Consider the following 21873-nt stretch of genomic DNA (forward strand, 5'->3'; position numbering starts at 1 on the left):
GGAGAGGAAAAGCGGTGCGGGGCGCGGAGCCGCCGGACAGGGCGGCGCGGAACCGGGGCGACGCGGCGGGGAGCGGACGGCCGCGACGCGACCGGGGCCCGCGACCGGGGTTCAGGCCGCCTGGGGCTCGCGGGCGGTGATGGTCAGGAACGCCTCCTCCAGGGAGGTGGAGGCGATCTCCAGGCCGGAGAAGGGGACGTCGGCCCGGACCAGGGCCCGGACCAGCGCGTCGGCGTCGGCGGTGAGCAGCAGGACACGGGAGCCGTCCCGCTCGGCGCGCACGACGCCGGGCAGGTCGGGCAGCTCCCCGGCGGTGAGTGTGACGCGGCGCATCCCGGCGATGCCCCGGATCGCCGTCACGGTGTCGTCGGCCAGGACCCTGCCCCGGTCGACCACCACGACCCGCTCGGCCAGCGCCTCGACCTCCTCCAGGTAGTGGCTGGTGAGCACCACGGTGCCCCCTCCGGCGTGGAAGTCCCGGACGGCGTCCCACAGCGCCCGGCGGGCCTCGACGTCCAGGCCGGTGGTCGGCTCGTCGAGGAAGACCAGCCGAGGGTCCCCGGCGAAGGCCAGCGCCACCGCGAGCCGCCGCTTCTGCCCGCCCGACAGCCCGCCGATCTGCCGGCGCTCCATCCCGGTCAGCCCGAACCGCTCCAGCAGTTCCCCGCGGGCGGCGCCGCGGGGGTAGTGGGCGGTGACGAAGTCGACCACCTCGCGGACCCGCAGGGTCGACGGCAGGCCGGTCTCCTGCGGGGTGACGCCGATGTCGCGGCGCCGTACGGGGTCGGCGGGGGAGCCGCCGAACAGCTCGACCCGGCCCGAGTGGGGCCTGCGCAGCCCGGCGAAGAGGTTGATCAGGGTGGACTTGCCCGCTCCGTTGGGGCCGAGCAGGCCGACCAGCTCACCCCGGTGGATGTCGAGCGACACCCCGTCCAGGGCTGTCACGCTGCCGTAACGGCGGGTGACCTCGATGGCGCGTGCCAGCGTCTCCATCATGTGCCTTTCGTATCGTGCGGGGTCTGTGGGGGAGGCGGGGCGGCCTCCGGCCTTCGGCGTCGGCCGCCGGCGGTCGGCCGCCGACGCCGGTCGTCAGTCGTCGGCGGGCGGTGCCGCGGCGTCGAGCAGCGAGCGGATCTCGGCGGTGTAGTCCTCGAAGGCCAGCCGGCCCCGCCGGGTGAGGGCGACGTAGGTGACGGGGGTGCGCCCCCGGTGGGTCTTGGTGATCTCGACGTACCCGGCGTCCTCCAGCTTGCCGAGGTGCACCGAGAGGTTGCCGGCCGTCATGTCGAGGAGGTCACGCAGGCCGGGGAAGGTGACGGTGTCGCCCTCGCGGAGGGCGTTGAGCGTGGCGACCACCCGCAGCCGGGCCGGCGCGTGGATCACCGGGTCGAGGCCGGGGGTCACCGGTGTCTCGCCCTGCGCAGCAGCAGTCCGGCCACGATCGACCCGCCCCCGCCGCCCGCCGCCATCAGCAGCGAGTGCCAGCCGGGGCCGGCCATCACGCCGGCCGCGTTGAGCACGGCCAGGCCGGCCCCGAAGAGGTACATCGTCCGGTCGTCCCAGACGGCGCCGCCCGCCACGTAGAGCATGGCGACCGTCATCATCGACAGGCCCGCCCACAGCAGGCCGGTCTCGGCCGCGGGAAGCAGCTGGCCGAACCGGATGCCCACCGTCCACACGCCGAGGAAGCCCAGGCCCCAGGCCATGCCGTACCTGGTGCCGCGTTCCTGGGACGCCCCGCGCACCGGGCTGCGCAGCTGCCACATGGTCGCCGCGCTGATCACCAGAGCGGCGACCGTGAGCACCCAGAGGACCACCAGGGCCGTCCAGACCGGTACCGGCGCGTACGGCCTGCCGGACAGGCCGTAGCTCAGGAAGAGCGCGCCGAACCCGGCCAGCCAGGCCACTCCCCAGGCCAGGAAGTGCGGCACCGGGTTCGGGGTGAACCGCTCGGCGGCGGCCGTCTCCTGCTGCTCGATGAGCCGGAGCATCTCCTGCGGGCTCAGCACCCGCTCGTCGTCGTCCACGGTGTTCCTTCGGCGGTAAACAAGTTTGCGTTGCAAACTCTCTGGTTTGAACTGTAAACCTGCTTGCGCCGCCAACTCAACCCCTCAGTGCGATTCGGGGGAGAAACCTCGCGGAGAGGTCCGGCGGAGAGACCCGGCGGAGACGCCTGCGGAGGCAACCGGGGGAGGCCGGGCGGAGACGTTCACGGAAGCAACCGGGGGCGGGCGGAGACGGCCGCCGAACCGGCCCCCCGGACGGCCGGGCTTCCCGGGGACGGGGGAGCCGACCCGGCGGGGCGCCTCAGCGGCGGGAGACCATCTCCTCCGACCGCCACAGGTCGCCGTAGTAGCCGGGGACACCCACCAGCTCGTCGTGGGTGCCGCGCTGCGTCACCCTGCCGTTCTCCAGGACGATGATCTCGTCGACCTGCTCCAGACCGTGCAGGCGGTGCGTGACCAGCAGCGTCGTACGGCCCCGCGTGGCGTCCAGCAGGTCGGCCATGAGAGCCTCGGCCGTCTCGGTGTCCAGCGCCTCGGCGGGCTCGTCCAGCAGCAGCACCGGCGGGTCGTGCAGCAGGGCCCGCGCCAGTGCCAGCCGCTGGAGCTGCCCGCCGGACACCGTCCGGGCGTCCTCGCCGAGCACGGTGTCCCAGCCGGTCCGCTCCACCCACGTCTCCAGGCGGGCCCGCCGTACCGCCTCCGCCAGCTCCTCCGGGCCGGCCTCGGGGCCGGCCAGCAGCAGGTTGTCGCGCAGCGACGCCCGGAACACGTACGGGTCCTGGGTCAGGCCCGTCATCACCGCGCGGACGTCGTCGGAGGCCAGTTCGCGGATGTCGGCGCCGTTCAGCCGGATCGCTCCGGACTCCGGCTCCACCAGGCGCATCAGCGCCGAAAGCAGCGTGCTCTTGCCGGCCCCGCTGGGGCCGACCAGGGCGACGCGCCTGCCGGGGGTCAGGGTCAGGCTGACGCCGTCGAGCGCGGGGGCGCGGCCGTCGCCGTGCCGGACCACCAGGCGGGAGACCTCGACGGACGGCGGGCCCGCCGGTACGGGCAGGGGGCGGGCCGGCTCGGAGACGGCCGGCGGGGTCGCGCGGATCTCCCGCAGGCGGCGCAGGGCGGCCAGCACCCCGGTCAGCCGTTCCCCGGCCGCGGCCATCGGCAGCACCGGCTCGAACGCCACCAGCGCGGTCAGCGCGAGCACCGCCGTGGCGACCGGGCCCGTCCCGGCGCCCCGGGCGACCAGCACGACGGCCAGGACGGTGAGGCCCTGGGTGAGCACGCCGGCACCGGTGGCCAGCGCGTTCCCCCGCGCCTGGCGGCGTTCCAGCCGGGCCAGGCGGGCGTCGGCCTCGGCGCAGGCCGCCAGTGCCCGGTCCCCGGCGCCGTAGGCCGCGAGGTCGGCCGAGCCGTGCACCAGGTCGGCGACCCGGGCCGCCAGGTCGGCGCGGGCCGGGGCGATCCGCGCCGCCCAGCGGCGGGCCGCGGCGGCGGTGCCGGCCGGGATCAGCGCCCCGGCCACCGCCAGCCCGGCCAGCAGCGCGAGGGCCGCCGCCGGGTGCAGGAACGCGGCGAGCACCACGGCGGCGACCGCGGTCACCAGTGCCGCCGCCGCCGGGAGCAGGACGCGCACCAGCAGGTCCTGGGCGGCGTCGGTGTCGTCCACCATCCGGCTGAGCAGGTCGGCACCGCGCCGCCCCGGCAACCCGGCGGGGATGAGCGCCTCGTACAGCCGCTCCCGGGTCGTGGCCTGGGCGCGCAGCGCCACGTCGTGCCCGGCCAGGCGCTCGCCGTAGCGCAGGACGCCCCTGGTGGTCGCGAACGCCCGCACCCCCACGATCGCCACGCTCAGCGCGGCCAGCGGGGGCTGCTCGGCCGCCCGGGTGATCAGCCACGCCGCCGAGCCGATCAGCCCGAGCCCGGCGAGCTCCGCCGCCGCGCCGGCCACCGCGGCCAGGGCCAGCCGCCTGCCGGGCCGTACCGGCGCATTCGTCCGGATGGGAGCATCCTCAGCCCTCACCGTGGTGGCCGTTTCCTCCCGTCTCGTACCGTCACGGCCTGAACCGTCCCGGTCCGCGTCGTTCCGGCCCGTGTCCTCCAGGCCCGTGCCGTCCCGGCCCACCGTGGTGTCCTCCCGCTCCTCGTCCCGCCGGCTCATCGAGCCTCCCCGGCCGGGACGGCGGCCACCACGCGCCCGTCGGCGATCCTGATCACCCGGTCGGCGATGTCGATCATCGCGGGCCGGTGCGCCACGATCACCGCGGTACGGCCCCCGGTCAGCTCCCGGGTCGCGGCCACCACGGCGGCCTCGCTACGGCCGTCGAGCCGGGCCGTCGGCTCGTCGAGCAGCAGGAGGCCGGCCGACGGGCGGCAGAACGCCCGGGCGAGCGCGACCCGCTGCCGCTGCCCGGCCGACAGGTTCGCCCCGCGCTCGCCCAGCACGGTGTCGTAGCCCTCGGGCAGCGCGGCGACGAACTCGTCGGCGTGCGCGGCGCGCGCCGCGTCCCGGACCTCGGCGTCCGTCGCGCCGGGGGCGCCGAGCCGGATGTTGTCGGCCACGGACGCGGCGAACAGGTGCGGCCGCTGCGGCACGAACGCCAGCCGGGCCCGCCAGGCGTCGAGCTCCGCGAGCTCCGCGGGCTCCGCGGGCTCCGCGTGGTTCCCGGGCTTCGCGTGGTTCCCGGGCTCCGTGGGCTCCGGAGGCTCCGCGACCTCGCCGGACCGGGGCTCGCGGGGCCCGCCGAGTTCCACGCCGTCCACGAGGACCCGGCCCGAGGCGGGGGCGACGAAACCGAGCAGCAGGTGCAGCAGCGTGCTCTTGCCCGCGCCGCTCTCGCCGACCAGCGCGACCCGCTCGCCGGGCGCGATCACCAGCGAGACGTCCTCCAGCGCCGCGTCCTCGCGGCCCGGGTAGCGCACGGTGACGTTCTCCAGCCGGATCTCCGGCGCCGCACCGCCATCGGCGCCGCCACGCGCGCCGTTCCCCCGGGCGGAGGCCGCGCCGGCCACCGGGGCCGCGCCGGCCACCGTACCGATGGCCGCACCGGTCACCGTACCCGCCGCGCCGTCCCCGGAGGTCGCGCCTGCCGCCGGGGGACCGGCCCGCTCGTCCAGTACGGCGAACGCCTCGTCGGCCGCGGCGACCCCCTCCATGGCCGCGTGGAACCTGTTGCCCATGACGCGCAGCGGCAGGTACGCCTCCGGCGCCAGCAGCAGCACCAGCAGCGCGGCCGAGAGGTCCAGCGACCCCGACAGCAGCCGCAGGCCCACCGGCACGGCGACCAGCGCCAGCGACAGCGACGCCGCCAGCTCCAGCACCAGCGACGACAGGAACGCCACCCGCAGGGTGCGCATCGTCGCGGCGCGGTGGGCGTCGGCCACCTTCGCGATGACCTCGGCCTGGTAGCGGGCGCGGCCGAAGGCCCGCAGCGTGGGCAGGCCCCGGACCACGTCCAGGAAATGGCCGCCGAGCCGGGCGAGGGCCCGCCACTGCCGCTCGGTGACGGCCTTGGTGTGCATGCCGACCAGCGCGCCGAAGACCGGGATGAGCGGCAGCGTGACCAGCACGATCAGCGCGCTGGTCAGGTCGGCGGCGAACAGCCGGACCAGTACGGCGATCGGCACCACGCCGGCCACCGCGACCGCCGGGAGGTATCCCGTCAGGTAGGGGTCGAGGGCGTCCAGCCCCCGACCGGCGAGCGTGACCAGCTCGCCGGAGCGGTGCGCGGCCAGCCGTGCCGGGCCCATGTCCCGCAGCCTGCCCAGCAGCCGGAGGCGCAGCGTGGTCTTCACCCCCGCGACGGTGCGCCCGGCCGCCACGCCCTGCAGCAGGCCGAGCGCCGCGCGGACCGCGACGACCAGCGCCAGCAGCCCCAGCGCGGAGGTGGCGAACCGCCCGGACAGCACCCCGGCGAGCAGTTCCGCCTGGACGAGGACGAGCGATCCGGCGAGGACCGCCGCGGCCAGGCAGAGGGCCAGGTGCCCGCGGACGGCGCGCTCGCCGCGCGCCAGCCGTAGGAGATCCTTGTGCATGCGAACCTTAGAAGAGCGACGCTAGAAGAACGACGGCATCCGGTCGGCGGCGCTCCGGGGACCGAAGGCGCGCCACACCCATACTTGCGCACCGACCATCAGGGGCGTGAACGGCAGGATTATGACACTGAGCACACCCAGCGTCTCCGCCGACGCGACGCGCTCCAGCAGCCACGGGGCGCCGGCCGCGGCCACCGCCGCGGCCGGCGCGGCGGCCACGCACGCCGACACCAGCAGCGCCGTCCCGGTACGGCGCGCCCCGGTGGGGCCGTCCGGCAGGCGCCAGGAGGCGAACGTCCAGCCGTGGAAGGCGAACGCCGCGGCCACCAGCAGCCCGGCGCCGATGCCCGGCAGCCCGATCGCGGGCCCGGACAGGCCCCCGGCCATCGCCGCCAGCGCCATGCCCCAGCTCAGGGCCAGGCCCGCCGAGCCGGCGAAGACCGCCCAGTCCCAGGCCGCCCGCCAGGACGGGCCGTCGAGGCGGCGGCGGAACCACAGGCCGGCGTCGCGCACGATCCACGACAGGAGCAGGGAGACGACCAGTGGGTAGAGGCCGAACAGGGCCTCCCCCTCGGCCGCGGGGAAGGCGCCGAACAGCACGCCCGCCACCGCCACCAGCCACACCTCGTTCGCCAGCACGAACGGCGCCATGGCGGCGACGATCCGGTCGCGGTCCCGGGGGGTGCGGCCCAGCACGGGCAGCAGCAGCCCCAGGCCGATGTCGAAGCCTTCCAGGGCGAAGTAGCCGATCAGCAGCAGAGCGAGCACGCCCAGCCAGAGGATGTCCATGTGCCTTCCCGGGGGTCGAAGGGGGTCAGAGGCTCAGCGCGGGCTCGCGCTCGGCCGGATCGGCCGGGCCGGGGGCGCCGAGGGCGACGGAGGAGGGGCCGCGCCGTACGGCGCGGGCGATCAGGAGGTAGTCGGCGACGGCCAGCAGGCCCAGCACGCCGGCGAACCCGATGAGCGAGGCGGTGACCATGCCGGAGGTGAGGCCCGGGGACATGGCGTCCGCGACGGTCAGCTTCTTGTTGATCAGCCAGGGCTGACGGCCGACCTCGCGGGCCAGCCAGCCGCAGATCGCGGCGACGAACGGCAGCGGGGTCATCATCATCAGCAGGGGCTGCGCCCACCGCCAGCGCGGCAGCCAGTACACGGCGGGCAGCAGCACGAACGCGAGCAGGAGCTGGAGCGTCTGGCCGATGAGGATCATCAGGCCGAGCCCGGCCCCGGCCAGCGGCTCGGCGCTGAACTTGCCCGGCTGGTACTGGCCGAGCATGCCGAACTGGGCGTAACCGAATCCGACCGTGATCAGCGAGCCGACGGACGCGACGATCACGCCGAGCCGGAGCGGACCGGTGAAGAACTCCCGGTCGCCGTCGCGCCGGTATAGGTGGTAGGCGCTGGCGCCCATCACCACGAAGCCGCCGGTCCACAGGGACGCGCCGATGACGTGGGGCAGGGACATGGCCAGCGCCGGGTTGGTCAGCAGCGCCCCGAAGTCGGTCAGCACCAGCCGGCCGCCCCGCTCCACGGCGCCGGCCGGGTTCTGCAGGAACGAGTTGGCCGCCATGATCCACAGCGCGGAGGCGTAGGCGGTCAGCGTCACCAGCCAGATGCAGGCCACGTGGAGCCACTTCGGCAGCCGGTGCCAGCCGAAGATCCACAGGCCCAGGAACGTGGACTCCAGGAAGAACGCGCCGAGCGTCTCGATGGCCAGCGGCGCGCCGAAGACGTCGCCCGCGTAGTGCGACAGGCCGCTCCAGCTCAGGCCGAACTGGAACTCCATCACCAGCCCGGTGAAGATCCCCAGGGCGTAGTTGATCACGTAGATCTGGCCCCAGAACCGGGTCCGGCGCTCGTGGAGCGGCCTGCCGGTCAGCGCGTACCGCGTGTGCGTGATCGCGACCAGGGGGGCCAGGCCGAGGGTCAGCACGACGAACAGGAAGTGCAGGCTTCCCGTCACGGCGAACTGGGTCCGGGCCAGGTCGAGCACGTCCACGATCTCACCTCCGTCACATCTCTTGTTGTGTCTGTCTACCTATAGGCACTCTACATGTAGCACGCCTACATGTAGGATGCCTATTCGAGAGGTAGGGTGACGAGGGTGAGCGAGCGAGCCGACAAGAGCGACGGCGCGAGGGCCGTGCCTCCCTCGCGTCCCGCGTCCTCCGCCCGTCCCGCGCGTCCTACCGCGGAGACGACCGGGGAGGCGGTGTGAACACCGACGCGCTCCGCGGGCACATGGACGCCCTGCTGCTGTCGGTGCTGGAGAACGAGCCCCTGCACGGTTACGCGATCATCGAGGCGCTCCAGGAGCGCAGCGGGGGCGCGCTCAGCGTGCCGACCGGCACCGTCTACCCGGCGCTGCGCCGCCTGGAGCAGGCGGGATACCTCGCCAGCGAATGGGCCGTGGTGGGCGGGCGCAAACGGCGCACCTACCGGCTGACCTCCTCCGGCCGCACCGCCCTGGCCGGGGAGCGCTCCGCCTGGCGCGAGTTCACCGGAGCCATCGGCAGCGTCCTGGAGCCTCGCACCACCCGCTGACCCGCCGTGCCTCCCCGGAGGACGTTCGGACTCGGCAGGCGTCTAACGACTCCTGGGGCCCGGGGTGAAGAGAGCGCGGTCGGGGTCCGGGAGCCATTGGCTGCGCGGGTCGAACGGCCGATAGCCGCCCGTGACGTGGCGGATGAGCAGCCGCAGCGCCGGGTGCCGGTTCCGGGGATGGTGGAGCAGCGACCACGGGTAGACGGGGACGGGGCCGACGAGGGGGATCCGGACGGTGTCCGGGTGCCAGGGGAGGCGTGACCTCTCTCCGACGAGGCTCATCCGCCGGCCGGCGCCGACCTCGGACACGAAGTGCTCATAGCCGAAGTCGGGGCCGGAGGTGTCGATGCCGATGTCGAAGGCGGCGCCGAGATGGCAGTGGTACTCGGCCCATTCGCTTCCGGCCGCGTTGCCCGGCATCCACACGGTGGATCCGGCCAGTCGCGCCGTCTCCACCCGCCGCCGGCCGGCGAGGGGGTGGTCGCGGCCGACCAGCAGGTGCGCCGGTTCCAGGTAGGCCGGTACGCAGGTGAGGCCCTCCACCGTTCCGCTGACGCGGCAGAAGGCCGCGTCGACGGTTCCGCGGGCAAGCGTGCCGCGTGCGGACCTGAGTCCTTCCGAGCCGACGATTTCGATGTCCGTTCCCCTCCCGGTGGCTTCGTAGAACCCCTGGACCAGGTCGATGGCCGCCGTCCGGGTGTCCAGCACATCGATCCGCAGCGCGCGTCGTCGGTCGCGCAGCATGGCGAGCGCCTGGTCGGCGGCGTTGACGAGGGCGCGCGCATGGGGGAGGAACGCCTTGCCGTCCTCGGTGAGCTCCGCTCCCGTACGCGAACGGGACAGCAGTCGCATGCCGAGGTCGGACTCGAGCCTGGCGATGCGCTTGGAGACGGCCTGCTGGCTGATTCCCAGCCTGGCCGCGGCCTCGCTGAAATACCGGTCCTCGGTGACGGCGAAGAAGGCGCGGACCGCGGCGATATCAAGATCCCCCTCACCTTCATGTACACCAGATGGTTGTGATCCCTCGGCGTGCCGGTTGTTGGACAACTCCATCAACTCTCAGGTCGAATGCTCAGGCTCGCGGATGAATCTACAACCAGGGGATGTGGATGTCGGTGCGTTCCTTCGTGCATCTCCACGTGCACACCGAGTACAGCATGCTCGACGGCGCGGCCAAGATCGACCTGTTGATGCGGGAGGTGTCCCGGCAGGGGATGCCGGCCGTGGCGATGAGCGACCACGGCAACGTGCACGGCGCGTACGAGTTCCACCGCTCGGCGAACAAGGCGGGCGTCAAGCCGGTCATCGGCATCGAGGCGTACGTCGCACCCGCCTCCCGGCTCCGCAAGGAGGCGGTGTACTGGAGCGACGATCTCGCGCTGCGCAGGTCCGACGACGCCACCGGCGAAGGCGGCGACGTCTCGGGCCGCGGTCTCTACACCCACATGACGATGTGGGCCGCCGACGCCGGAGGGCTGCGGAACCTGTTCCGCCTCCAGTCCCGGGCCTGGCTCGAAGGCCACGTGCAGAAGTACCCCCGGATGGACGACGAACTGCTCGCCGAGTACGGCGGGGGCATCATCGCCACGACCGGCTGCCCCTCCGGCGCGGTGCAGACGCGGCTGCGGCTGGGCCAGTACGACAAGGCCGTCGAGACCGCCGCCGGATACCGCGACCTCTTCGGCAGGGAGAACTACTTCCTGGAGCTGATGGACCACGGCATCGCCGTCGAACGCCGCGTCCGTGACGACCTGCTCCGGCTGGGCAGGGAACTGGGCCTGCCGCCCCTGGCCACCAACGACTCCCACTACGTGACCGAGGACCAGGCCGGGGCGCATGATGCGCTCCTGTGCATCGGCACCGGCAAGCGACTCGCCGACCACAACCGATTCCGGTTCTCCGGAAGCGGCTACTTCATCAAGACCGCCGAGCGGATGCGGGCGCTGTGGGACGCGGAGGTCCCGGGCGCGTGCGACAACACGCTCCTCGTCGCCGAACGCGTCGGTGACTACGGCGACGTGTTCGCCCATCGGGACCTGATGCCGAAGTTCCCCGTCCCCGACGGCGAGACCGAGTCCTCCTGGCTGCGCGAGGAGGCGCTGGAGGGTGCGCGGCGCCGCTACAGGGGGGAACCGCCGCGGGAGGCCCTGGACCGCCTGGACCATGAGCTGTCGGTGATCGACGACATGGGCTTCCCCGGTTACTTCCTCGTGGTCGCCGACATCTGCCGCCACGCCCGCGCGAACGGCATCGGCCTCGGCCCGGGCCGGGGTTCGGCGACCGGTTCGATGGTCGCCTACTGCACGGGCATCACCGAACTCGACCCGATCGAGCACAAGCTGATCTTCGAACGCTTCCTCAACCCCGAGCGCATCACGATGCCCGACGTCGACCTGGACTTCGACGACCGTCGCCGGGACGAAATGATCAACTACGTCACCGAGAAGTACGGAGACGATCGGGTGTGCCAGATCGTCACCTTCGGCACGATCAAGGCGAAAGCCGCCGTGAAGGACGCCTGCCGGGTCCTGGGCCACCCGTACGCGCTCGGCGACCGTATCACCAAGGCATTCCCCGCCGCCGTCGGCGGCAGGGAGATCCCGCTGGCGGCCATCGGCGACGAGAGCCACCCCCGCCACGGCGAGGCCGCCGAACTGCGCAGGATGTACGCCGAGGAGCCCGACGTCAAGCAGATCATCGACACCGCCATGGGGGTGGAGGGCCTGACCCGCGGCACCGGTGTCCACGCCGCCGGTGTGATCCTGTCGTCCGAGCCGCTGATCGACGTGCTTCCCCTGGTGAAGCCGAAGCAGGACGGCCCGGTCATCACCGCCTTCCCCTTCACGCAGGCCGAGGAGATGGGCCTGCTCAAAATGGACTTCCTCGGGCTGCGCAACCTCACCGTCATCAACGACGCGATCGCGGGCGTCAAGGCCAACAAGGGCATCGAGATCGACATCCGCGAGGTCCCCTTCGACGACCGGAAGACCTACGAGTTGCTGGCGCGCGGTGACACGCTCGGGGTGTTCCAGCTCGACAGCGGCGGTATGCGGGTCCTGCTGCGGCTGATGCAGCCGACGGTGTTCACCGACATCGCCGCGGTCAACGCCCTGTACCGGCCGGGGCCGATGGAGATGAACGCCCACACCAACTACGCGCTGCGCAAGACCGGCAGGCAGAAGGTCGAGCCGATCCACCCGGAGCTCGAAGAGGCGCTGGAGCCGATCCTGGGCGACACCTACCACCTGGTGGTCTTCCAGGAGCAGGTCATGGCGATCGCCCAGCGGCTCGCCGGGTACTCCCTCGGCGGCGCCGACATGCTGCGCCGCGCGATGGGCAAGAAGAAGAAGGAGGTCCTGGACGCCGAGTGGGGCAAGTTCTCCGCCGGCATGGGGGAGCGTGGTTTCTCCGACGAGGCGGTCAAGGCCGTCTGGGACGTCCTCGTCCCCTTCTCCGGCTACGGTTTCAACAAGTCCCACACCGCCGGATACGGCGTCGTGTCCTACTGGACGGCCTACCTCAAGGCCAACCATCCCGCCGAATACCTCGCCGCGCTGCTCACCTCGGTCGGTGACGACAAGGACAGGATGGCGGTCTACCTCTCGGACTGCCGCCGCCTCGGCATCAAGGTGCTGCCCCCGGACGTCAACGACAGCGAGCTGGACTTCACCGCCGTCGGCCGGGACATCCGCTTCGGGCTCGGCGCGATCCGCAACGTCGGCGCGAACGTCGTCGAGGCGATCGTCGGAGCCCGCCGGGAGAAGGGCGCCTACGCCGACTTCAACGACTTCCTGGACAAGGTGCCGCCGGTCGTCTGCAACAAGCGCGTCATCGAGTCGCTGGCCAAGGCCGGCGCGTTCGACGGTCTCGGCCACCGGCGCAAGGCCCTCGTCATGGTCCACGAGCAGGCCGTCGACGCGGTCATCGACGTCAAACGCCGTCAGGCCCAGGGGCAGGACTCCCTCTTCGGTGTCTTCGACGCGCCCGGCGACGGCTCCGGCGGGGCGTTCTCGGCCGCGATACCCGCCGAGGAGTGGGACCGGGGCACACTGCTGACCTTCGAACGGGAGATGCTCGGCCTGTACGTCTCCTCCCACCCCCTGGACGGGACCGAACGGATCCTGGAGACCCATCGTGACACCACGATCGCCGGCCTCCTGGCCTCCGGCCGGGTGGACGGACCGGTGCGGGTGGCCGGGATCATCTCGGGTCTGCAGCGCAAGGTGACCAAACAGGGAAACCCCTGGGCGATCGTCACCCTCGAAGACCACGACGCCGCGGTGGAGTGCCTCGTCTTCCCCAAGACCTACACCCTGTACGGCGGAACCCTGGCAGAGGACCGCGTCGTCTCCGTACGGGGCCGTATCAACACCCGCGAAGAGACGACGAGCGTCTACGCCGAGGAGATCACCCTGATCGACCTCTCCCGGAACGACATCGGATCCCCGGTGGTGATCTCGATTCACGAGAGCCGGGTGGACCTGAGCCTCGTCCGGGAGCTCAGACACATCCTGACCGCCCACCCCGGCCGGACCCCGGTTCACATGCTCCTGCGTCGTTCCGGTACCAAGAGCGTCCTGATGAACCTCGAACCCTTCCAGATCACGCCCGGCCCGGCGTTCTACGGTGACCTCAAGGCGCTGCTCGGCCCCGAAGCGATCGGCGGAGCGTGAGCCGGGCCCGGCCGCGAGCCGCACCCCGGCCGAGCCCGGCCAACCGCTCCGCCGGCGGGGCCTTCCGTCCCGATGTCCCCGGCCCTGTCCCGGTGCCGGGACGGCGTCACTTGATGGACCCGGCCGTGAGACCGCCCACCACCTTCCGCTCGATCAGCGCGAACAGGATGATGACCGGGATCGTCGCGATCACCGATCCGGCGAACAGGTTCTGCCAGTCCACCTCGTACTGGCCGATGAACGAGTTGAGCGCCACGGTCAGCGGCTGCCGCTCCGGCGTGGTGGTCAGCGTCAGGGCGACCACGAACTCGTTCCAGGCGGCGATGAACGTGAAGATCAGCGCGGTGACCACGCCGGGCGCCGCGAGCGGCAGCGTGACCCGGAACAGCGCGCCGAACCGGCCGTTGCCGTCGATGAACGCCGCCTCCTCCAGCTCACGTGGGATCGACGAGAAGTAGGCGTTGAGGATCCACACCGCGAAGGCGAGGTTGAAGCCTCCGTTGACCAGGATCAGCGACCAGATCGAGTCGACCATGCCGAACTGGAAGAACTCCCGGTAGATGCCGACCAGCAGCGCGGTCGGCTGGAACATCTGGGTGATCAGCACCAGCACCAGGAACGCCGTACGGCCCCGGAAGGCGTGCCGGGCGGTGTAGTAGGCCGCGGGCAGCGCCACCAGCAGCACCAGGACCGTCGAGCCCGCGGCGACCTGCAGCGTGACCAGCAGGTTGCCCGCCAGCCCGCCGGACCAGAAGGCGGTGAAGTTCTCCCAGGCGAAGACGGTCGGCAGATAGGACGCCTTGAGCAGCTCCTCCTGCGGCCGCAGCGCCGTGAGCACCATCTCCAGGTAGGGGAAGAGGAATATGAACGCGACCAGGTACGCCGTCGCCGCGACGAGCACCGTCCTGATCCTCGGAAGCCGTCGTGCGGGGGCCGGGGACGCGGTACGGCGGGCGGTCGCGCCCGCCGCCGGGCGCGCGGTTTCGGTGGCGGTCATCGAATCTCCCTGGAACGCGGAGCCCCCGCCGCCGGACGTGCGGCCTCGATGGCGGACATGTCAGGACACCTCGGTCTTCCACTTGCTGACCCTGAGGAAGATCGCCACCAGGACGATCACCATGCCGAAGTTCACCACGGACATGGCGGCCGACTCGCCGATGTCGGTCCCCTTGAGGATGTACATGAAGATCGTGGACGTGGCCGTCGAGTAGCCCGGCTGGCCGTGGGTCATCGCCCAGATGATCGGGAAGCTGTTGAAGACGTTCATCACGTTGATGAGCGCCGCCACGGTCAGCGCCGGCCGCAGCAGCGGCAGCGTGATCGACCAGTAGGTCCGCAACCGCGACGCGCCGTCCATCCGCGCCGCCTCGTAGACGTCGCCCGGAATCGTGGCCAGCCCGGCCAGCAACGCGTAGGTGGTGAACGGCAGCGACACGAACACCGCCACGGCCACCAGCCACGGCATCGCCGTCGAGGCCCGCCCGAGCGGGTCGGCCTCCACGCCGCCCAGCGCGTCGAGCAGCCCGAGATCGCGCAGGATCATGTTGATCAGGCCGACCTCGGGGTCGAGCATCCACTTGAAGATGATCGCGGTCATCAGCACCGACGCGGCCCAGGGCGCGATCATCGCCCAGCGGGCGATGCGGCGGCCGGGGAAGCGCTGGTTGAACAACTGGGCCAGGGCGAGCGAGATCAGGACCGTGAGGGTGACCACCGCCACCACCCACACCAGGCTCCGGAACATCACTCCGCCGAAGTCGGGCTCGTCGAACAGCTTGGTGTAGTTGTCCAGCCCGTTGGAACCCTGGGTCACGCCGAACCGGCTGATCTTCAGGAACGATGACTGGATCATCGTGACCACCGGCCACACGACCACCACGCCGATCAGCACCACCGCCGGGCCGATCCAGGGCAGCGGACCGAGCGCACGGATCACCCGTTTCAGGGTGGACGTCTGCTGCATAATTTCGCTCTCTAACAGGGGGCGGGCTCGCTGTGTCGATGGCGGCGCTGCGCGCCGCGGCTTGGGGCGCTTGAGGGTCGGTGCCTTCCCTCCTCGCTCTGGTCGCTGCGCTCCCGGCGCTCGTCACTCCAGGCACCGACGCGCCCCTCGCCGGCCCGTCTTTCACGAGGGGCGCGAGCATCATCAGCACAACTAGCCGGCGTCGGCGACCTTCTGGACCGCGCCGAGCACCTGGGCCGGGTCACCGGTGACGGCGTTGCCGACGGTCTGCTTCATCTGCGTGTTCACCTCGGACCACTTGGGGTCGGTGAACGGGTAGAAGGTGGCGTTGGGCAGCGCGTCGAGGAACGGCTTGAGCTTCTCGTCGGAGGAGAGCTTCTCAATGCCCGACGTGGTCACCGGCAGCAGCTTGTAGGTGTCGCTGATCTTCTGCACGGCCGAGGAGGAGTAGAAGAAGTCGAAGAACTTCTTGATCTCCTCCTTGTGGCCGTTCTTGTTGAAGGCCATGATCCAGTCCATGACGCCGAGGGTGGTGTCCAGCGGACCGGTCTTGCCGGCGATCGGGGCCACGCCGAAGTCGGTCAGGCCGCCCTTCTCGAAGATCGGGATGGACATGGGGCCGCCGTTGACCATGCCGACCTTGCCCGCGGCGAAGTCCTCCCAGACCTTCTTGCGGTCCTTGGTGCCGGGGTTGGGGGTGGTGAGACCGGCGTCGACCATGCCCTTGAGGAAGGTGAACGCCTCGACGTTCTGCGGCGAGTTCACCGTCCACTTGCCGGAGGCGTCCTTGTAGCCGCCGCCGTTGCCCATGAACCACAGGAACGACTCGGCCTGAGCCTCCTCCTGACCGAGCGGCAGGCCGAACGGCTGGGACACCCCGGCCTTCTTCAGCTTCTCGGCGTCGGCCTTGAGCTCGTCCCAGGTCTTGGGCGGCTCGGAGATCCCGGCCTTGGTGAAGAGGGCCTTGTTGTAGAACAGGGCGCGGGCGGAGGAGACGAACGGGATGCCGTAGGCGGTGCCGTCCACCTTGCCGTACTCGGCGAACTTCGCGAGCAGGTCGGACTGCGTCTGGGAGGAGAGGATCTCGTCGGTCTTGTACAGCAGGCCGTCCTTGACGAAGCCGGAGTAGTCACCGGTCTGCAGGATGTCGGGCACCTGCCCGTTCTGCACCATGGTCGCGACCTGCTTGTCGATGTCGTTCCAGTTGATGACCTGGACGTCGACCTTGATCTTGGGGTTGGCGGCCTGGAACTCGTCGACGACGCCCTTCCAGAACTTGTCGCCGCTGTCCGGCGCGCTGGGACCGCCGCCGTAGTCGGCGGCGACGAGCTTCAGCGTCACCGAGCCGTCGGCCGCCTTCTCCCCGCCGCCGCTCTCGCCGCCGCCCGAGCCGCAGGCCGACAGGGCCAGCACGGCGGCCACGCCGGCGCCGGCCACGCCGATGATCCTCTTGTTCATTCGGTTACCACCTTGGGATTGGGGGGCTGGTCCGTACCGGCAGTGAGGAACGGGCAGGCGCCCCTCGTGTACGGCTCCGCCAAGGTAAACCGGAACCGGGGGGCCGGTCTATACCAGCAAATATCAAATTCACAACGAGGCGGGACGGCCACGCCAACTGGTCTATACCGGGGGAGCGTTCAGGGCGGAGAGCGTTCGACGCAGAGAATCGAGGACGGACACGACCGGCGCTCCAGGCGTGCGGTCAGCGCGGGACCGGGCACGCGGGCGGGCCGTGGCCGGCCGAGCGTGTATGCGGGCGGGCGGGTCGTGAACGGGTGCGCGGGGTCAGGCGATGGCGAGCCGGCGCCGGGTGACCCTCATGCATCGCACCGCACCGTACAGCTGTACGAGCGACAGCGCGTCGCTCACCAGCGCGGCGGCCGTTCCGTAGACGGGGAAGCCGCCCGCGTTGTGCGAGCCGTACGTCAGTGCCAGCGACAGGACGCCGACCGTCGGCAGCATGACCCAGACCAGCGCGGCGAGCGACCTGATGACGAACCGCGGCCGGCGGAGCCTGCGCAGCCCCCGGCCGAGCGCGAACAGCGCGACCCCGCCGAGCAGGCCGACGAACACCTGGATGAGGTCCACGGCGCGGGCGACCGGCCCGAACCATCCCGGTCTGGAGACGTAGCCGGCCGGGTCGCCCGGGAAGAACTTCCAGATCACGCCCCACATGAGGCAGGTGAGCGGCACGCTGACGAAGAGCAGGGCCGCCAGCCTGCGGCCCGCCGAGACCGCCAGCCGCTCCTGGTAGGCCGGGGCGATCTCGTCGATCCCGCCGAACTCCTCGACCGCGACCCGCTCGGCCTCGGCCCGGTCCAGACCACCGTCCTCCAGCGCCTCGGCGGTGTCGACCAGGCTGTCGCGAGCCTCGGTGATCATGTCCCGCTTGGGGCCGGGCGGACCCTTGAGGGTGCGGCCGAGCCGGGTCACGTAGTCGTCGATGACTCCGGCGTTCGCCATCCTCACTCCATCGTGGTCTTCGGAAAAAGCGGTCCCGGGCGGGGACCGGCATAGCTGTACATGATCCATCCTGGCCCCATATCCGGGGATGCGCATCAGGGGTAACCCTGGAATGTCATGGAATGTCTTTCTGGGGGAGGTGCGGGGACGGGCCGGTGAGCGGTATGCGAGACCATGCCGGCCAGCAGGCTCGCGACCGTGACGGCGGTGACCAGCGCGAGCCATCCCATGATCCGGTTCGTCCGCGGGCCGTTCCCGCCGAGCGCCCACCGCGGCCCGAGCAGCCAGTGCGCGGACGCCGCGACGGCGACGTGGCGCATTCCCGCCATCCCGCGGGCGGGGCCGGAGATCGGCGCGCGCCGGCGCGGCCACCCGCGCGTCGCGAGGCGCGCGCCTCGCGGGGCCCCGGTGAAGGCGCACCCGGTGAGCCGGAGCCGTTCCGGGCGGCGGACCCCGGCGAGACCGCAGGCGCCGAGGTCCACCCGGACCAGCTCCAGGGCCTCGGCGTCCACCCCGCGCAGCGAGCTCACCCGGCCGGTCGTGGGAGTACCCGGCGGCCTCGTCCGGTCCGGCCCGCGGAGCGAGGTCATCCGGGCCGCGCCGTATCCCACGGACACCCGTCGCGCGGTCGCGTCCCGCCCGCCGCCCCCGGCGCCTCCCGCGTTCCCGTCACCGGGCCGGGCGCGCCCCTCGATCCTGGCCGGGCCGAGCAGTGTCGCGCCGGTGAGGTCGGCCTCGGCGCCGTCGAGCCGTACGGCCAGCCGCCCGGCCGCCCGCAGGCGCCGCAGGTCCACCCGGCAGCCGGCGGCCGCGACGTCCAGGCCGCCGCCCGTCCACGCCCCGGCGAGGCACAGGCCGCGACCGGCGGCGGTGGGAGTCAGGGAGCCGCCCTCCCGGAACCGTGCCCCCTCGAACCCGGCCAGCCCGCCGAACTCCGCCCTGCGGAACGACACCGCCCGGTCGAACCGGCACCCGCGGAAGACGGCGTCCCCGGCGAACCTGGCGCCGTCGAAGCTGGTGAAGCCGTGCAACTCGGCGCCCTCGAAGGAGACGGTGCGCCCGAAGGCGGCGGCGCCGAACAGCGCGTCCCGGCCCGCCGAGACCCGGTCGAACGCCGCGTGCCCGGCGACGGAGACGCCGTGCAGGGACAGTTCCCTGGCGAATCCGGCCCCGCGGAAGGAGACGTTCCCGGTGAAGCGCGCGTCCACGAAGGAGGCGAGGCGGTGGAAGCGCGCGTGGTCGAAGGAGGCGTCCCCGCCGAAGACGACGCCGCCGAACCGCGCGTCCCCGGTGAGGACCGCCCGGTCGAACCTGGCCCGCCCCGGGCGTCCGCGCGTGGCCTCCAGGACCCGTTCCAGGAGTTCCGGTTCGATCCGGGTGCCCCGGAGGTCGAGGGGGGAGCCGGGGGAGAGGCCGCCGAGGACCTCGGCCAGCTCGTCGGCGTCCAGGTGGACCAGGCAGCGCCCGTAGGGCTGCCGCGCCGATCCGGTGCATCCGTGAAGGGCGGCGCAGGTGGCCCAGCCCACGTCCAGGCTTCTCATGACCGACTCATACCCATGAAGAGGGCCAAAGCGAGATCTATGGCAAAGTGCGCCATGATCGCCGCCGGTTAACCTCCACAAAGTATCGAGATTATGTAATTTCACCTTCTATCTACTCATAAGTACGTGTGGAGCGATACATGTGGCTTTACGCTCCCGGTCATGCGTCCTTCAACCAAAGTGGCCGCGGCCCTCATGGCCGGCGGCCTCGCCGTGTCCGGTCTGGCGGTCCTGACCACCGCCCCGGCCCTGGCCGCGCCGGGCACCGTCGTCATCAGCCAGGTCTACGGCGGTGGCGGCAACAGCGGCGCGCCGTACGCCAACGACTTCGTCGAGCTGTTCAACCGCGGCTCCGCGCCCGTCCCGCTGGACGGCTGGTCCGTGCAGTACGGCAGCGCCACCGGAACCGGCACCTTCGGCGCCAACTCGCCCGTCCCGCTGGCCGGCACGCTGGCGCCCGGTCAGTACCACCTCATCCGGCTCGCCGGCGGTTCCACCGGCGCCGCGCTGCCCGACCCCGACGGCACCGGCGCCATCAATCTGAGCGCGAGCGCCGGCAAGGTCGTCCTGGTCCGCTCGGCCGAGGGCCTGGCCTGCAACGGCGGCTCCGCCCCCTGCACCGTCGAGCAGACGGCGCTGATCGCCGACCTCGTCGGGTACGGCACCGCCAACTACTTCGAGGGCTCCGCCCCGGCCCCCGCCCTCTCCGGCACGCTCGCCGGCCTGCGCGGCGACCACGGCTGCGCCGACACCGACGCCAACGCCGCCGACGTGGCCACCGGAGCCCCCGCGCCGCGCAACCGGGCGACCACCCCGGCGCCCTGCGGCGACCCCGGTCCCGACCCCACCGCCACCCCGACGGCGAGCCCCACGGTGAGCCCGACCCCGTCGCAGAGCCCGACCTCCTCGCCGACGCCGACACCGACAGGGGAGCCGTGCGAGACCCCGGCCACCCACCAGATCGCCGAGGTGCAGGGCAGCGGTGACGTCAGCCCGCTGGCCGGGCGGACCGTCCGCGTCGAGGGCATCGTGACCGGCGACTTCCAGCGAGCCGACCAGCTCGGCGGGTTCTTCCTCCAGGACCCGACCCCCGACGACGACCCCGCCACCTCCGACGGCCTCTACGCCTACGCCCGCGACTCCTTCAAGGACGTCAAGCCCGGCGACCGGGTGCTGGTCACCGGCAAGGTCGTGGAGTACAACGGCTGGACCGAGCTGTCACCGGTCACCGCCGTCGACGTCTGCGGCACCGGCAGCGTGCGGCCCGCCGGGCAGCACCTGCCGCTGCCCGAGGGGAAGACCTTCGAGCCGCTTGAGAGCGTGCTCGTCACCTTCCCGGACAAGCTGACCCTCACCGACCACTACAACCTGGGCCGCTACGGCGAGGTCACCGTCTCCGCCGACGGCCGGGTGTTCCAGCCGACCGACCGGCGGGGCGTGGACGCCGCCCGCGACGCCCGCCGCAGCCTGCTCGTGGACGACGGCTCCACCAAGGAGAACCCCGCCGTCATCCCCTACACCGACCCCCGGGTCGTCCGCCTCGGCGACACCGCCACCGGCGTCACCGGAGTGCTGGGCTACGGCTTCGGCGTCTACCGCCTCCAGCCGACCGCGCCGATCGAGTTCGCCCCGGCCGCCCCGCGCCAGGCCAAGCCGTCCCCGGTCCACGGGAACGTCAAGGTGGCCAGCTTCAACACCCTCAACTGGTTCACCACCCTGAAGTCGCGCGGCGCCACCACCGCCGAGGAGCAGCGACGTCAGCTCGCCAAGCTGGTCGCCGCCCTCAAGGGGATGGACGCCGACGCGGTGGGCCTGATGGAGGTCCAGAACAACGGCCAGACCGCCGTCCAGGCGCTGGTCGACGCGCTCAACGCCGAGGTCGGCGCGGGCACCTACGCGGCGCTCGCCAATCCCACCCCCGGCACCGACCTGATCCACGCGACGGCGATCTACAAGCCCGCCAGGCTCAAGCCCGTCGGTCCCGCGCTCTCCTCCACCGACCCCGTCTACCGGCGGCCCCCGCTGATCCAGACGTTCCGCCGGGTCCAGGGCGGCCAGCCGTTCACGCTCATCGTCAACCACTTCAAGTCCAAGGGCTGCGACGAGGACGCCATCGGGCCCGACGCCGACACCGGTGACGGCCAGGGCTGCTACAACGGCGAGCGGATCCGCCAGGCGCAGGCGACGCTGGCCCTGATCGGCAGCCTCGACCTGCCCAACCCGCTGGTGCTCGGCGACCTCAACTCCTACGGCGAGGAGGACCCGATCCACACGCTGGAGGCCGGCGGTCTGACCAGCGTGACCAAGAAGCTCATCCCCGCGCCCGACCGCTACAGCTACCTCTACGGCGGCAAGCTCGGCGAACTGGACCACGCCCTGGCCGGAAAGAGCCTGCTCAAGCGCGTCACCGGCGCGACGATCTGGCACATCAACTCGGACGAGAGCCGCATGCTCGACTACAACACGGAGTACAACCCGCCGAGCCTCTACCGGCCGGACGCGTTCCGCTCCTCCGACCACGACCCGGTGATCATCGGGCTGGACCTGCCCGGCGGAAAGCCCTAGCAGCTGTCACTCATGGCGACGCTGTTACTCATGGCGACACTTCGTGTCGCGGCTCGGGGGCTCTTACCCGGTGTCTTCCCTCGTCGTTC

16 protein-coding genes are annotated in these 21873 nt (G+C 72.0%); 3 read left to right on the top strand and 13 right to left on the bottom strand.

Going from position 1 to position 21873, the window contains the following annotated elements; genetic code table 11:
* Positions 1 to 111: 111 nt before the first annotated feature.
* The 7 genes from ACFYSC_RS18965 to ACFYSC_RS18995 all read right to left on the bottom strand — a co-directional run bounded on the left by ACFYSC_RS18965 (position 112) and on the right by ACFYSC_RS18995 (position 8034).
* Complete coding sequence (locus ACFYSC_RS18965; protein ID WP_389962935.1) at positions 112 to 996, bottom strand: ABC transporter ATP-binding protein; 885 nt, start codon at positions 994 to 996, stop codon at positions 112 to 114.
* A gap of 93 nt (positions 997 to 1089) precedes the next feature.
* A complete protein-coding gene (locus ACFYSC_RS18970; protein ID WP_389962939.1) occupies positions 1090 to 1404 on the bottom strand; it encodes a winged helix-turn-helix domain-containing protein in 315 nt (104 codons plus the stop codon).
* The gene (locus tag ACFYSC_RS18975; protein ID WP_389962941.1) at positions 1401 to 2027 is read right to left on the bottom strand and encodes a hypothetical protein; all 627 of its coding nucleotides are present in this window, start codon (positions 2025 to 2027) and stop codon (positions 1401 to 1403) included. The genes ACFYSC_RS18970 and ACFYSC_RS18975 overlap by 4 nt, the downstream gene beginning before the upstream one ends.
* 280 nt (positions 2028 to 2307) lie before the next feature.
* Positions 2308 to 4161: a thiol reductant ABC exporter subunit CydC gene (gene cydC / locus ACFYSC_RS18980; RefSeq protein ID WP_389962944.1), complete on the bottom strand. Its 1854-nt coding sequence runs from the start codon at positions 4159 to 4161 to the stop codon at positions 2308 to 2310.
* A complete protein-coding gene (locus ACFYSC_RS18985; RefSeq protein WP_389962947.1) occupies positions 4158 to 6035 on the bottom strand; it encodes an ABC transporter ATP-binding protein/permease in 1878 nt (625 codons plus the stop codon). The genes cydC and ACFYSC_RS18985 overlap by 4 nt, the downstream gene beginning before the upstream one ends.
* Before the next feature lie 21 nt (positions 6036 to 6056).
* Entirely contained in the window at positions 6057 to 6824 is a 768-nt protein-coding gene (locus tag ACFYSC_RS18990) for a cytochrome d ubiquinol oxidase subunit II (protein WP_389962950.1), read from the bottom strand.
* Positions 6825 to 6849: 25 nt separating this feature from the next.
* The gene (locus ACFYSC_RS18995; protein WP_389962953.1) at positions 6850 to 8034 is read right to left on the bottom strand and encodes a cytochrome ubiquinol oxidase subunit I; all 1185 of its coding nucleotides are present in this window, start codon (positions 8032 to 8034) and stop codon (positions 6850 to 6852) included.
* A 215-nt stretch (positions 8035 to 8249) separates the two neighbouring features.
* Here ACFYSC_RS18995 and ACFYSC_RS19000 point away from each other — a divergent pair, with 215 nt between their 5' ends.
* Positions 8250 to 8579, top strand: coding sequence for a helix-turn-helix transcriptional regulator (locus ACFYSC_RS19000; RefSeq protein WP_362938080.1), 330 nt, complete (start codon positions 8250 to 8252; stop codon positions 8577 to 8579).
* Between the two features lie 42 nt (positions 8580 to 8621).
* Here ACFYSC_RS19000 and ACFYSC_RS19005 read toward each other — a convergent pair whose 3' ends face one another.
* On the bottom strand, positions 8622 to 9632 hold the full coding sequence (locus ACFYSC_RS19005; protein WP_389962958.1) for a LysR family transcriptional regulator: 1011 nt from the start codon (positions 9630 to 9632) through the stop codon (positions 8622 to 8624).
* Positions 9633 to 9688: 56 nt separating this feature from the next.
* On the opposite strand from ACFYSC_RS19005, the gene dnaE reads away from it, so the two are divergent.
* A complete protein-coding gene (gene dnaE, locus ACFYSC_RS19010; protein WP_389962961.1) occupies positions 9689 to 13252 on the top strand; it encodes a DNA polymerase III subunit alpha in 3564 nt (1187 codons plus the stop codon).
* A gap of 106 nt (positions 13253 to 13358) precedes the next feature.
* Here dnaE and ACFYSC_RS19015 read toward each other — a convergent pair whose 3' ends face one another.
* From ACFYSC_RS19015 to ACFYSC_RS19035, 5 genes are all read right to left on the bottom strand, one after another.
* A complete protein-coding gene (locus tag ACFYSC_RS19015) occupies positions 13359 to 14249 on the bottom strand; it encodes a carbohydrate ABC transporter permease (RefSeq protein ID WP_389962964.1) in 891 nt (296 codons plus the stop codon).
* Positions 14250 to 14309: 60 nt separating this feature from the next.
* Positions 14310 to 15215, bottom strand: coding sequence for a carbohydrate ABC transporter permease (locus tag ACFYSC_RS19020; protein WP_389962967.1), 906 nt, complete (start codon positions 15213 to 15215; stop codon positions 14310 to 14312).
* A 192-nt stretch (positions 15216 to 15407) separates the two neighbouring features.
* Positions 15408 to 16673 (bottom strand): extracellular solute-binding protein, encoded by a 1266-nt coding sequence (locus ACFYSC_RS19025; protein WP_389962971.1) that lies wholly within the window; start codon positions 16671 to 16673, stop codon positions 15408 to 15410.
* Between the two features lie 327 nt (positions 16674 to 17000).
* Positions 17001 to 17678 (bottom strand): permease prefix domain 1-containing protein, encoded by a 678-nt coding sequence (locus ACFYSC_RS19030; RefSeq protein ID WP_389962974.1) that lies wholly within the window; start codon positions 17676 to 17678, stop codon positions 17001 to 17003.
* 95 nt (positions 17679 to 17773) lie between these two features.
* Positions 17774 to 19219, bottom strand: coding sequence for a pentapeptide repeat-containing protein (locus tag ACFYSC_RS19035; protein ID WP_389962976.1), 1446 nt, complete (start codon positions 19217 to 19219; stop codon positions 17774 to 17776).
* A gap of 162 nt (positions 19220 to 19381) precedes the next feature.
* Here ACFYSC_RS19035 and ACFYSC_RS19040 point away from each other — a divergent pair, with 162 nt between their 5' ends.
* Positions 19382 to 21784, top strand: coding sequence for an ExeM/NucH family extracellular endonuclease (locus ACFYSC_RS19040; protein WP_389962979.1), 2403 nt, complete (start codon positions 19382 to 19384; stop codon positions 21782 to 21784).
* Positions 21785 to 21873 lie beyond the last annotated feature (89 nt).

It is taken from the genome of Streptosporangium sp. NPDC004379, from assembly GCF_042873875.1.
Lineage (GTDB): Bacteria > Actinomycetota > Actinomycetes > Streptosporangiales > Streptosporangiaceae > Streptosporangium.